Below are 13177 nucleotides of genomic sequence, written 5' to 3' on the forward strand. Positions count from 1 at the left end.
TTGCGCGCAACACATCGAGCAAACCCATGGTCAGCCCAAAACATGTCTGCGTGATCGGCGCCGGCGTCTCCGGCCTTGCCGCCGCGAAAGCATTCTCCACCCGAGGCCACCGCGTCACGATCGTCGAGCGCAGCTCGGATCTCGGCGGCGTCTGGGAGCCGGCGCGCTCCTACCCCGAGGTGCAGACCCAGAGCCCGAAGGAGCTCTACCGCTACACCGACCGCGCCATGCCGGATGCCTATCCGGAATGGCCGACCGGGCCGCAGGTCCACGCCTACCTCGCCGACTATGCCAAGAGTTTTGGCCTCGAGCGCATGCTGCGGCTCAACACCGAAGTCGCCGGCATGGCGCGCCGTGGCGACGGCAGGCCGGGATGGACGCTTGCCTTGAAGGAGAGGAACGGCACGACCACGAGCGAGGATTTCGATTTCGTCGCGGTCTGCACCGGGCAATTCAACGAGCCACGCGAGCTGCATTGCCCCGGCGAGGACGGCTTTCTGGCGCAGGGCGGCCAGATCCTGCACTCGTCGAAATACGGCGATCCGACCCTGGCCAAGGAACGCCGCGTCGTCGTGCTCGGCGGCTCGAAGTCCGCAACCGACATCGCCGTGAATGCGGTGAAGTCAGGCGCGCGCGAGGTCACCATCGTGATGCGCGAGCCGGTCTGGCGCATTCCCTATTTCATCGGCGGTCTCGTGAACTTCAAGCGCATCCTCTACATCCGCGCCCAGGAGGAGATGTTTCCGGGTTGGGGCATCGGCGCGATGGGACGGCTCGCGCACCGCATCGCCGCGCCGCTGGTCTGGGCGAACTGGCGCGGGCTGGAGAGTCTGCTCAAGGCGCAGCTCAAGCTCGGCCGTTGCAACATGGTGCCGAAGGAGCGCATCGAGGACGGCGTCAACTGCTCGGTGCCCATCGCAACGCCGGGCTTCTACCCGATGGTCGCCGACGGCCGCATCAAGGCCGTGTTCGGCACGTTCGACCATTATGAAGGCGACAGCATCGTGATGAGCGGCGGCGAGCGCGTCGGCGCCGACGTCGCGGTGCTCGCGATCGGCTACAAGCTCGGCGTGCCGTTCCTGCCCGAGGCCTATCAAGCGAAATTGGTCGACGCCGACGGGCAATACCGGCTCTATCGCCTGATCGCCAACCCCGACCTGCCCGACATGGGCTTCGTCGGATTCAACTCGTCGTTCTGCACCGTGCTCTGTGCCGACCTCGCCGCCAACTGGCTGGTGCGCTATGCCGACGGCCAACTCGCCAACCAGCCGACGGCACAGGCGATGCGCGACAACATCGAGATGATGCTGCACTTCAAGCGCGTCGAACGGCCGGCCGCAGGCGTCTATGGCGGGCTGTGCGTCGCACCCTATCACTACCGCCATTTCGACGAGCTGATGGCCGATATCGGCGCGAAGAACCAGAAGACCGGCGGGCTCAAAGGACGCTTCCAACCTCCGGATGCGGATGCTTACGGCAAATTCCTCGCGACGGCGCCGGACTATCGGGCGGCGTGAGAGGAGAATTGCGGCAGCTCGCCTCCGGAGTCTACGATCTCGCTGGCCATCGAATCGACGGGAACCAGCCACAGGATCGGTCATGGGATCGAGACGACTTGCCGCCGCGGCGCTTGCGGCCGTTGCCTTCTTCGTGGCGGCGCCGGTCGATGCGCAGAAGGCACCGTCGCCGCAGCAATCGGCGGCGCTCGCCACTTACGAGCGCGCGCTCGGCGACTTCAAATCCGTGCTCGCCGAGCGGCGGCGCCAGATCGAGGCGAAGCAGCCGCTGCCGAACCTGCCGGGGCAGGCGCTGTATCTCGCACGCGTCGCCGTCATCAGCAGCTACAAGGACTTGACCGACGTCACGCCGTCGCGGATCGGCCGGCCCAACAAGTTCGAGATTCCCCCGGCCTATTTCGACGCCGACATCGAGCCGCTGGTCGAGGAATACGGCAGGCTGTTCGACATCATGGAGGCGCCGCCTGCCGGCGCGCAGAGCTCGCCGACGCCGTTCAAGGACGTCGTCGACCTCGCGGTTGCGATCGCGCGCGCCAAGGGGCTCGCGCCTGAACATGCCGAGACGGCGGGGCGCATCAGCCTCGGGCTCTTCTTTGCCGAGACCAACGGCAAGCAGAATGTCCGCAATGCGCGCTCCAACACCTATATGGGCAGCTTCCAGACCGGCCCCTCCGAGGACCGCAACGGCCGTCGGAAATGGGAGAAGATCAAGGCCGACGTCGCTGCGATCGATCCGCACCTGAGCGCGCGCAACGACAGGGAAGAGGCGCGCGCCCGTGGCACCGACCAGCGCTTCAACCATTGGACCAACGTCCGCAACGGGTTGATGAACGCGCACGCCGATCTGTTCCGCGAGATTCCGGGAATCGTCAAGACGCTGCCTGATACGATCGACCAGATGAAGCTTTTCCAGCTGATCCAGATCGTTCCTACCCCGACGCGGTCCGCGCTCAAATCGGGCGATCTCCTGAACTATCGGGTGTCGAGCCCCAGAATCATGAGGTACCTGCGCAACAACAGCATTTTTGCCTTCGGACAGGCCGACCGGGCAAAGACCTCGGCGAGCTACCGCGAGATCTTCGCCGCGATGTGGCTGTTCAACCGGAAGTTCGAGAAAGCGATAGCGAAATACGCCGAGATCAAGCCGCGCTGAGGGATCGTTGCAACCGCCGGTGGAGGTTGTAGTCTCGCGGCCTCATCGGCAACACTGGACTGTTTCATGCGCATTCTCATCCTCGGCGGCAGCCAGTTTCTTGGGCGCGCGATAGCAAGCCATGCTTGCGCGGTCGGTCACGACGTGACCTGCGCCGCGCGCGGACTCGCGGGGCCGATCGCTACGGGTGCGCGCTTCATGCAGATCGACCGCGACCTGGCCGACGGACTTGGGCCACTCACGGGTGAGACGTTCGACGCCGTGGTCGACGTCTCGCGTCATCCCGGCCAGGTCCGCCGTGCGGTCGCCGCGCTGAAGCGGCCGGGCGTGCATTGGACCTTCGTGTCCACCGTCAGTGTCTATGCGGACAACCGCGTGCCGGGCCAACGGGCCGACACGGCGCCGCTGCGCGAGCCCATTGGGGCAGATGTCGAGCACAGCACCGACGCGATCTACGGCGCCGCCAAGGTGGCCTGCGAGCAGGCCGTCGGCGATGATGCCTTCATCTGCCGCGCCGGACTGATCGCTGGTCCCGAGGACCCGACCGGACGGTTCGCCTACTGGCCGGCACGGCTTGCGCGCGGCGGCGAGGTGCTGGCGCCGGGATCGCCGGAGGATGCGGTCCAGTTCATCGACGTACGCGATCTCGCGCAATGGATCGTGCATGCGGCAGAGACCGATCTCACGGGCATCTATGATGGGATTGGGCCGATCCGCACGCGCGGCGGATTCCTGAGCGAATGCGCATCCGCGCTGAACGCGTCCTGCACCTTCACCTGGATCGATCGCGCCTTTCTGGAAGCGCATGACGTCAGGCGTTGGGCGGGCCCGCGGTCCTTACCGACGTGGCTGCCATTGCCTGATTACGCCGGCTTCCTGACGCGCGATACCTCGCCGGCACGCGCGGCCGGCCTGACCTCGCGACCGCCGGGAGACACCGCGCGCGATACGCTTGATTGGCTCAACGCCGTCAACGGGCCCGTCGTCGGTCTCACTGCCGAAGACGAGAAGGATGTGCTCGCGGCGTGGCATGCGCGCCAGCTCTAGGTGCGGACGGGCCAATCGTTCGCCGGTGAAAAGCGCCTTGTCGTGACAAATCTGTCAAAGGCCACACTGCCGTTTTCGGTGCAAGACCCGTGACCGCCATGGCTATGGTGTTCCACGACTGCCCGTTTGTTGGTAGCCTGCCGCACCGACAGACAGCAATCGGGGACCACCGAATGACGCGCGCCAATCCCGCATCTCCCGCACAACGCAATGGAGCAGCGAGGAAACATATCGGTCGGGCACTCGCCGCAACCGCGGCATTGGCTGCGCTCGCCGGCTGCGAGGACAAGAACACGTTCGTGGCGCCGCCGCCGCCCAAGGTCGACGTCGCGACGCCGGTGCAGCGTCCGGTGACGCGCTACATCGAGGCCACCGGCAACACGGCGCCGATCAAGAGCGTCGATCTCGTCGCGCGCGTGCAGGGCTTTCTGCAAACGATCGATTATCAGGACGGCACGTTCGTGAAGCAGGGCACCCAGCTGTTCACGATCGAGCCTGAGACCTACAAGCTCAAGCTCGAGCAGGCGCAGGCGGCCGAAGTTGGCGCGCAGGCTTCGCTCCGGCAGGCGGAGGCCGACTACAAGCGGCAGGCCGAGCTGGTGCAGCGCCAGGCCGTCTCGCAAGCCACGCTCGACACCTCGACCTCGAGCCGCGACAACGCCCAGGCCAATCTGCAGCAGGCCCAGGCCAACACCAAGCTGGCCGAGGTCAATTACGGCTACACCAAGGTCACGGCACCGTTCGACGGCATCGTCAGCGCGCACATGGTCTCGATCGGCGAGCTCGTCGGCGTCTCCTCGCCGACCCAGCTCGCCACCATCGTGGCGATGGACCCGATCTATGTGAACTTCACCGTCAACGAGCAGGACGTGCTGCGCATCCGCGCCGAGGCGACCCGTCGCGGACTGACGCCCGCGGACATGAAGCACTTCCCGATTCAAGTGGGGCTGCAGACCGATACCGGCTACCCTCATGAGGGCAAGCTCGACTACGTCTCGCCGACCCTCAACCAGTCGACCGGCACGCTGGCCGTGCGCGGCCTCGTTCCCAACGACAAGCGGGTGCTGCTGCCTGGCTATTTCGTCCGGGTCCGCGTGCCCTTCGACCAGGAGAAGAGCGCCCTGCTCGTTCCCGACACCGCGCTCGGCAGCGACCAGGGCGGCCGCTATCTCCTCGTCGTCAACAGCGACAACGTCGTCGAGCAGCGCAAGGTACAGATCGGCCCGGTCGACAACGGCCTGCGCGTGATCGAGAGCGGCCTGAAGCCAGAGGATCGCGTCGTGACCGCGGGGCTCTTGCGCGTCATCCCGGGCCAGAAGATCGACCCGCAGGTGACGAAGATCGAGCAGACGCAGGCCTCGAGCAAGTAGGGGCTGCCAGCCATGATCTCACGGTTCTTCATCGAGCGGCCGGTCCTCTCGAACGTCATTGCGCTGCTGATGATCCTGATCGGCGGCGTCGCGCTGTTCAATCTCGCCATCGCGCAATACCCCGACGTGGTGCCGCCGACCGTGCAGGTCACCACGCGCTATCCCGGCGCCAGCGCCAAGACCGTGATCGACACCGTGGCGCTGCCGATCGAGCAGCAGGTCAACGGCGTCGAGGACATGCTCTACATGCAGTCCTACAGCGGCTCCGACGGCACCTACACGCTGACCGTGACCTTCAAGATCGGCACCGACCTCAACTTCGCGCAGGTGCTGGTGCAGAACCGCGTCTCCAGCGCATTGTCGCAATTGCCGCAAGCGGTGCAGAACCAGGGCGTCACCGTGCAGAAGCGGTCGACCTCGATCCTGTTGTTCGTGACGCTGACCTCGCCCGATTCGCGATACGACAGCCTCTACTTGAGCAACTACGCCACCATCAACATCCGCGACGAGCTCTCGCGCCTGCCCGGCGTCGGCAACGTCACCGTATTCGGCGCCGGGCAATACTCGATGCGGATCTGGCTCGATCCCAACAAGCTGCAGGTGCGTGGCCTGGTGCCGCAGGACGTGATCCAGGCAATCCAGCAGCAGAGCCAGCAGGTCGCCGCCGGTCAGGTCGGCGCGCCGCCGACGCCGCCGGGACAAGCGTTCCAGTACACGCTGAACGTCAACGGACGGCTCGACGATTCCGGCCAGTTCGAGAACATCATCGTCAAGACGGGCACGAGCGGCGACGTCACGCGGGTGCGCGACGTCGGCTGGGTCGAACTCGGCGCGCAGACCTACAGCCAAATCTTCTCGCTCAACAAGCAACCCGCGGTCGGCATCGGCGTGTTCCAGTCGCCGGGCGCCAACGCGCTGCAGGTCGAGCAGGCCGTCGAGAAGAAGATGGCGGAGCTCGCCAAGCGCTTCCCCGAAGGCATCAAGTACGACACGCCGTTCGACACCACCAAGTTCGTCGAGGCCTCGGTGCACGAGGTCTACATGACCTTGATCGAGGCCGGCCTGCTGGTGCTGGTCGTGATCCTCATCTTCCTGCAGGACTGGCGCGCGATGCTGGTGCCGGCGACGACCGTGCCCGTGACCATCATCGGCGCCTTCGCCGCGATGGCGGCGCTCGGCTTCACCATCAACATGTCGACGCTGTTCGCGATCGTGCTCGCGATCGGCATCGTGGTCGACGACGCCATCGTCGTGGTCGAGGGCGCCGCCCACAACATCGAGCAGGGCATGAACGGCCACGACGCCGCGATCCGCGCGATGGACCAGCTGTTCGCGCCGATCGTCGGCATCACGCTGGTGCTGATCTCGGTGTTCCTGCCGGCTTCGTTCCTCGCCGGACTGACCGGGCGCATCTATTCGCAATTCGCGCTGGTGATCGCCGCGACCGCCCTGCTCTCCGCCATCAACGCGGCGACCTTGAAGCCGACGCAATGCGCGCTGTGGCTGCGACCGGCGGTGCCGCCGGAGCAGCGCAATTTCTTCTATCGGGGCTTCAATGCGGTCTACAACCGCGTCGAGCGCGGCTACACAAGGCTGATCACGTTCCTCGTGAAGCACGCCACCATCTCGGTCGCGTTCGCACTGCTGATCATCGCCGCCAGCGGCTACGGCCTGTCGCGGGTGCCGACCGGCTTCCTGCCGATCGAGGACCAGGGCTATCTGATCGCCGCGGTGCAGCTGCCCGACGGCGCCGCGCTGGAGCGGACGCAGGCCGTGCTCGACAAAGCGAGCGGGCTGATCAAGGACACGCCCGGCGTGGCGCAGGTCATCACCATCGCCGGCATCTCCGCGCTCGACAACAGCGCCAGCCTCGCCAATGCCGGCGTCGCCTACATCATCCTGAAGGACTGGGACGCGCGTAAAGGGCCCGGTGAGGATCTGCGCTCGCTGGTCTTTGGCCTGAACGACAAGCTCGCTGATATCATGGAGGCGCGCACCATCGTGTTGCCGCCGCCCCCGATCCAGGGCATCGGCAACGCCGCCGGCTTCTCGATGCAGGTCGAGCTGCGCGACGGCAACAGCGATTTCGCCAAGCTGCAGGCCATCACCGGCGCGATGGTGTCCAACGCACAGAGCCAGAGCGCGCTGCAGCGCGTGCAGTCCTCGTTCCGCTCCTCGGTGCCGCAATTCAACGTCGAGATCGACCGCATCAAGACCCAGACGCTGCACGTGACGACGGATCAGGTGTTCTCGGCGCTGTCGACCTATCTCGGCTCGTCCTACGTCAACCAGTTCAACAAGTTCGGCCGCGTGTTCCAGGTCTACACCCAGGCCGATCCCGCCTTCCGCGTCACCGAGCGCGACATCGCCAACATGCAGGTGCGCAACTCGAACGGCGACATGATCCCGCTCGGCACCGTCGCCAAGATCACGCCGGCTACGGGGCCGTCGCTGATCAGCCTCTACAATCTCTATCCGTCGTCGACCGTGATCGGCCTGCCGGCGCAGGGCTATTCGTCGGGCCAATCGCTGAAGCTGATGGAGGAGATCGCGGACAAGACGTTGCCGCCGGGCACCGGCTATGAATGGACCGCGATGTCGTATCAGGAGAAGGCGGTCTCGAACCAGATCTACTGGGTGTTCGGGCTCGCCATGCTGCTGGTCTATCTCGTGCTCGCCGGCCAGTACGAGAGCTGGTACGCGCCGATCTCGGTGATTCTCGCCGTGCCGCTGTCGCTGCTCGGGCCGATGCTGATCCTCTCCGCCCTCAAGATCGACAACAACCTCTATTGCCAGATCGGCCTGATCCTCCTGATCGCGCTCTCGGCCAAGAACGCCATCCTGATCGTCGAGGTGGGGCTCGAGCTGCACGGCCGCGACGGCAAGCCGATCATCGAATCCGCGATCGAGGCCGCGCGCGCCCGCTTCCGGCCGATCCTGATGACCTCGTTCGCCTTCATCCTCGGCGTCGTCCCGCTGGTGCTCGCCACCGGCGCCGGCGCCAGCGCGCGCAAGTCGATCGGCATCACGGTATTCTCGGGCATGCTGGCCTCGACCTGCCTTGCGGTGCTGTTCGTGCCGGCCTTCTTCGTGGTGGTGCAGCGCTTCGAGAACTGGCGGGCGTCGAAGAAGAAGCCGCAGGCGGTGGCGGAGGTGAAGCCCTAACCCTGCTCCGCCGGCGCCTGCCGCGCCTCGCCGCTCGAGACCAGGAGCACCGAGACCTTCGACTGTCGCAGCACTGCATCGGCGACGCCGCCGAAGGAGAGATGGTCGGCCTGGATCCGGTCAACGCCCATGACGACGAGGTCGACGTCGGTGGTGTCGATCTCGCGCAGAATCGCCGCCTCCGGCGCGCGGTTCACGCGCAGGGTCGTGGTGATGTCGACGTCGTAGCGGGCGGCGAGATCGCTGGTGTCCTTGAGGATGCCTGTCTCCTGGCTCAACCCGCGCGAGCTACCGCGCTGCGCGCCCTTGTCGCGCGTCGTCGCTACATAGACCACCCGGAGCGAACCTGAGCCGGCCTGCGCCAGCGCCACGGCGACCTCGGCACCGCGCTTGGAGACGGCGCTGCCGGACACGGGAACGAGGATGTTGAGCGCCTCGGGCATCGGCTGTTTCAGGTGCTTGCCCTTGGCGGCCACGATCGCAAGCGGTCCTTCGAACTTCGCGGCAATATCGTCGACCTTGCGATCGAAACGGTCCTTGGTGGCGGCGACCTTGGCGATGCCGACGACCAGGAGATCGAAGCCCTTGCGCGCCTCGTCGGCAATGGTCTCGCCAAGCTCCGCGCGCCTGGTGCGGCTGATGACATCGACGCTGCCGGCATCGTTGTCGCTGTTGGCGGAGACGGTTTCGGCCGCCTTCTTCACCACGGCTTCGTGGCTCACTTCCTCGCCGCGCCCCTTCTCTTGTTCCTCGGCGCGCTTGCCGATATGCAGCACCGTGATCGGCAGGCCGCGCATGCCGGCGATCAGTCCGGCGACATGCGCGGCGAAGGTGGCGTTGACGCTCTCGTCCACGGCGAGCAAGGGACGTTCGAGATTGGCGACGAAGCCGCGCCTCTCGAACTCCTCGCGCTCCAACCGCTCCTTCTCCTCCGCGCTCATCGGCAGCCTGGCCAACGCCGCGCGCAGCATCGGCGGCATTGCCATCGTGGTCACGATCGCCATCGTCACGATCATCGTGAACAGGTTCTGGCTGAGCACGCCGATCGACAGGCCAATGGTCGCGATGATGACCTCGGTCGAGCCGCGCGCGTTCATGCCGCTGGCGAGGGCCAGCGACTCCCTCCCGTTCAACCCGCCCACGGTGCCGCCGACGAACGCGCCACCGAACTTGCCGACGCTGGCGATCACGACGAGCAGGCCGGTGAGCATCAGGAGGTTGGGATCGCGCAGCACAGAGAGATCGGCGCTGAGCCCGGCGAGACCGAAGAACACCGGCATGAAGAAGCTTGAGATCAGCCCGCGCAGGCGCTCGTCGATCTGCCGCGTCAGGATCGGCGATTCCCCGACCAGGATGCCGGCGACGAAGGCACCTAATACGGTGTGGACGCCGATCAGATGCGTGATCATCGCCATGACGCTCATCAGCAGCAGGATCACGGAGATGACCGCGGCCGCGCTGACGAGATTGTCGTTAGCCCAGCGGATCAGCTGGAACACCAGGCGGCGGCCGATGGTGAAGCTGACCGCGAGGAAGGCGAGCGTTCCCAGCACCGACTTGGTCACGGAAGCGATGTCGAGCGAGCCTTGCGAAGCGAGGCTGAAAATGACGGCGATGATGATCCAGCCGATGGTGTCGTCGATCACGGCGGTCGCGACGATGATCTGCCCAACGTTGCGGCGCATGAAGTTCATCTCGCGCACGACGACCGCGACGATCTTCACCGAGGAGATCGACAGCGCCGTGCCCATGAACAGCGACGCCACCAGGCGCTCCTGCGGATTGGGCAGCAGCGCATCCGGCAGGAACTCGCCGAGTGCGAAGCCGCAGGCGAACGGCAGGACGATGCCAGCGATCGAGATCGCGATCGCGGCCCTGCCCACCTTCCGGACCAGCTTGAGGTCGGTTTCCATGCCGGTCAGCAGCAAAAGCAGCAGGATGCCGAACTGGGCGATGCCGGCGATCATCGCCTTCTGCTCGGGCGTGTTGGGAAAGATCGCGGCTTGCGCCTCGGGCCAAATCCAGCCGAGCAATGACGGCCCCAGGATGATGCCGGCGAGCAGCTCGCCGATCACCGAGGGTTGGCCGATGCGCATCATGATCTCGCCGAGGCCGCGACCAACCGCGATCAGCAGGACGATCTGCGCCACCAGCAGGAATTCGGACGGGCCGGCCGATTTGCCCGCTTCGGCGCCGGCCGCAATCGTGGTGAGGATGAGCGCCGCGGGGACGAGGCCGACCGGCCGGAGCAAGGTCCACAGCATGCAGGCGTCATTTCCCCTTTACCCGGCCCCGCTGTCGGGGCCACGGGGATACAACCCGCGGGAGGTGGCGGGAGTTCCTGCCGCGCACGACGGGACGGAGGGGGCAAAAACGCCAAACGCGAAAACAACCCCATGCACAGTAGGGATGCCGTTGAAAACGTTCAAAAAAAGTTCGGCTTTGCCGAAACGGCTTGCTCCGTCGGGCAAAACACTGGCAGAATGGCATCGTGGGTGGCATGGCGAGGGTGCCTCCTCATTCTCCGTCATTCCGAGCGCAGCGACTTGTCCGCCGAAGCCTTGGCGAAGGCGGAAGCAATCCAGAATTTTTCCGCGGCGGCAATTTGGATTGCTTCGTCGCAAGGGCTCCTCGCAATGCGGTGGAGAGAGTCTCCCTCACACCACCTGCGGCGTGCGGATCTCGCGCGGCAGGATCAGCGCGGCGGCGATGGCGAGCAGGCAGAGGGCGGCGAAGGCGTGCAGCATGGTGACGAATCCGCCCCGCTCATAGAGCCAGGCGACCAGACCGACGGAGGCGCCGGCCGCGGTGAAACCGACGAAATAGCGCACGGCATAGGCGCGCGAACGCCACTCTTCCGTGGTGTATTTGCCGACCATGGCGTCGTTGACCGTCACCTGCCCGAACGCACCCATGACGATGCCGATCGAAACGACGATCAGCGGCAGGTTGGACAGGCTCGCGGCCAGATACAGGAATGGCGCCAGCATGAAGGAAAGTGGCAGCGCCACCGTCTTCAGGGAGTAGCGGTCGAGCAGCCGGCCGATCGTGTACTGCGTCATCGCGCCGAACACGTAGACGCCGGCGGCGATGACACCTAACAGAGCCGGGCTCTTGGTCAGGTCCGCAAGGCGCTCGGCGAACAGCTTTGGCAGCGCCACGGTGACGGCGTTGAAGGTCGTGGAGATCGCGATCACCACGATCAGCAGCGCCAGGATCACGCGCCACATGTCCTGCCTGGCCACCCGCGCCTGCGCCGCCGCTTGCTTCGAGCCCTTGCGGTCCTCATGCACGACGCTCAGCGCGAAGGCGATGCCGATCAGGACCGTAACCGCGCCAGGAACGATGAACGCAAAACGCCAGCCGAGATATTGGCCGATCACGCCGGTGACCAGGGCCGACGACGCCACGCCGAGATTGCCCCAGACGCCATTGATGCCCATCTCGCGGCCGAGCCGGTCGGCGTAGGACACGATCATGGCGGTGCCGACGGGATGATAGATCGACGCAAAGATGCCGATCGCAAGCAGCGCCGCGCCGAGCTGCACGGGGGTCTGCACGAAGCCGACCGCGATCATCGAAAGGCCGATGCCGACGAAGAAGATCAGCATCATGTGGCGGCGGCTCCAGCGATCGCCCAGCCAGCCGGTGAGCAGCGAGCCGGCGCCGAAGGCAACGAAGCCCGGCGTCGCGTAGGGCAAGAGTTCCGAATAGGCCATGCCGAGCGCCGGGCCCATGATGATGACAGCGGCGGCGAAGATCAGCATCGAATAATGGTCGATGAAATGACCTGCGTTGACGAAACCGATGACCCGACTGGGGCTGTTCATTCCCGAATCCTCTCCTGCTCCGAAATGAGTTATATGTCCTCCCCATGACGGGATGCTGCCAATGACTGTCTTGGAAACGCCAATCCTGCGGGAGGTCCGGAGCAACCACCGCTCGCCCGCGGGCGTGCACCTGGTCGCCCGCGACTATCCCAAGGGGATGCGGATCGATCTGCACATGCACCGCGAGGCGCAGCTGATCTATGCGGCAAAGGGCACGATGCAGGTGACGACGCCCGCCGGACGCTGGCTGGTGCCGCCGGACCGCGCGGTCTGGGTGCCGGCCGGGCTCGAGCATGCCATCGACCTGCTGGCCGACATCGAGATGCGCACGCTGTATTTCGACCTGTCCTGGCTGAAGCGCGAGCAGCGCTATGACGGCCTGACCAGGGAATTCGTGGTGCGGGTGTCGCCGCTGCTCAATCAGGCGATTCTCGCGCTGTTCGACGGGCGCAACACCGAAGAGCGCACCGAGCTCCTGGTGCGCCTGGTGATGCTGGAATTGCACCAGGCCGAGGATTCCGCGACCTTCGTGCCGCTGCCGAGCGAAGCGCGCTGCCGCCGCGCGGCGATGATCGTGCTCGACGATCCCACCGGCCTGCACGACATCGACACGCTGGCGCGCGCGGTCGGAACCTCCGCGCGTACGCTGTCGCGGCTGTTTTCGAGCGAGACGCAGCTGAGCTTCAAGAGCTGGTGCCAGCGCGCGAGGATTGCGGCGGCGATCGAGCGGATATCGACGGATGCGAGCGTGTCGGTGAAGCAGCTCGCGACCCAGCTCGGCTATGCCAGCGTGCCGGCGTTCTCGGCCGCATTCCGCCAGGTGACGGGTCGGACGCCGACGGAGTTTGCAGCACACGCGGTGTCGTCGCCCGGCTTGACCGGGCGACCCAGTACGCCGAGACGGCTCGGCTAGGATCGAGAAGCTGCGGCGTACTGGATGCCCCGGTCAAGCCGGGGCATGAAAGCGCGTTGGAATGAGCACTGCCCGGCATATCATCGACCCGTTCCGGCATGCCCTCATTCTCCAAACGCACGGCGGAGCGAAAGATGCCGCATTCGCCTGCTTGATTGTGATCGGCTTGCACCCAAATCCCG

At 65.7% G+C, this 13177-nt stretch carries 8 protein-coding genes; 6 read left to right on the forward strand and 2 right to left on the reverse strand.

Going from position 1 to position 13177, the window contains the following annotated elements; all coding sequences use genetic code 11:
- Nucleotides 1-26 precede the first annotated feature (26 nt).
- The 5 genes from I6F21_RS01645 (at nt 27) to I6F21_RS01665 (ending at nt 8252) form a co-directional block, all read left to right on the forward strand.
- Nucleotides 27-1517, forward strand: coding sequence for an NAD(P)/FAD-dependent oxidoreductase (locus tag I6F21_RS01645; protein ID WP_225182713.1), 1491 nt, complete (start codon nt 27-29; stop codon nt 1515-1517).
- Between the two features lie 82 nt (nt 1518-1599).
- The gene (locus I6F21_RS01650; protein WP_225182714.1) at nt 1600-2670 is read left to right on the forward strand and encodes a hypothetical protein; all 1071 of its coding nucleotides are present in this window, start codon (nt 1600-1602) and stop codon (nt 2668-2670) included.
- A gap of 66 nt (nt 2671-2736) precedes the next feature.
- Nucleotides 2737-3717 carry an NAD-dependent epimerase/dehydratase family protein gene (locus I6F21_RS01655; RefSeq protein ID WP_225182715.1) on the forward strand — a complete coding sequence of 327 codons (981 nt, stop codon included), beginning with the start codon at nt 2737-2739 and terminating at the stop codon, nt 3715-3717.
- Nucleotides 3718-3890: 173 nt separating this feature from the next.
- Nucleotides 3891-5087, forward strand: a complete 1197-nt coding sequence (locus tag I6F21_RS01660) for an efflux RND transporter periplasmic adaptor subunit (RefSeq protein ID WP_225182716.1) — start codon at nt 3891-3893, stop codon at nt 5085-5087.
- Nucleotides 5088-5099: 12 nt separating this feature from the next.
- Nucleotides 5100-8252: a multidrug efflux RND transporter permease subunit gene (locus I6F21_RS01665; protein WP_225182717.1), complete on the forward strand. Its 3153-nt coding sequence runs from the start codon at nt 5100-5102 to the stop codon at nt 8250-8252.
- On the opposite strand, the gene I6F21_RS01670 is transcribed toward I6F21_RS01665, so the two are convergent.
- Nucleotides 8249-10516, reverse strand: coding sequence for a cation:proton antiporter (locus tag I6F21_RS01670; RefSeq protein ID WP_225182718.1), 2268 nt, complete (start codon nt 10514-10516; stop codon nt 8249-8251). The two genes, I6F21_RS01665 and I6F21_RS01670, sit on opposite strands and share 4 nt — an antisense overlap.
- Nucleotides 10517-10909: 393 nt before the next feature.
- Nucleotides 10910-12082, reverse strand: a complete 1173-nt coding sequence (locus I6F21_RS01675; RefSeq protein ID WP_036027240.1) for an MFS transporter — start codon at nt 12080-12082, stop codon at nt 10910-10912.
- Nucleotides 12083-12143: 61 nt separating this feature from the next.
- Between I6F21_RS01675 and I6F21_RS01680 the strand changes: the two genes are divergently transcribed.
- The gene (locus tag I6F21_RS01680) at nt 12144-12995 is read left to right on the forward strand and encodes a helix-turn-helix transcriptional regulator (RefSeq protein WP_225139136.1); all 852 of its coding nucleotides are present in this window, start codon (nt 12144-12146) and stop codon (nt 12993-12995) included.
- Nucleotides 12996-13177 lie beyond the last annotated feature (182 nt).

The sequence above is a fragment of the Bradyrhizobium sp. NBAIM03 genome (assembly GCF_020194055.1).
GTDB lineage: Bacteria > Pseudomonadota > Alphaproteobacteria > Rhizobiales > Xanthobacteraceae > Bradyrhizobium > Bradyrhizobium yuanmingense.

Excerpts from the sequence above, each read along its gene's own strand:
- I6F21_RS01665 (WP_225182717.1), top strand. The coding sequence starts at position 5,100 with ATGATCTCACGGTTCTTCATCGAGCGGCCGGTCCTCTCGAACGTCATT.
- I6F21_RS01650 (WP_225182714.1), top strand. The coding sequence starts at position 1,600 with ATGGGATCGAGACGACTTGCCGCCGCGGCGCTTGCGGCCGTTGCCTTC.
- I6F21_RS01645 (WP_225182713.1), top strand. The coding sequence starts at position 27 with ATGGTCAGCCCAAAACATGTCTGCGTGATCGGCGCCGGCGTCTCCGGC.
- I6F21_RS01660 (WP_225182716.1), top strand. The coding sequence starts at position 3,891 with ATGACGCGCGCCAATCCCGCATCTCCCGCACAACGCAATGGAGCAGCG.
- I6F21_RS01670 (WP_225182718.1), bottom strand. The coding sequence starts at position 10,516 with ATGCTGTGGACCTTGCTCCGGCCGGTCGGCCTCGTCCCCGCGGCGCTC.
- I6F21_RS01675 (WP_036027240.1), bottom strand. The coding sequence starts at position 12,082 with ATGAACAGCCCCAGTCGGGTCATCGGTTTCGTCAACGCAGGTCATTTC.
- I6F21_RS01680 (WP_225139136.1), top strand. The coding sequence starts at position 12,144 with ATGACTGTCTTGGAAACGCCAATCCTGCGGGAGGTCCGGAGCAACCAC.
- I6F21_RS01655 (WP_225182715.1), top strand. The coding sequence starts at position 2,737 with ATGCGCATTCTCATCCTCGGCGGCAGCCAGTTTCTTGGGCGCGCGATA.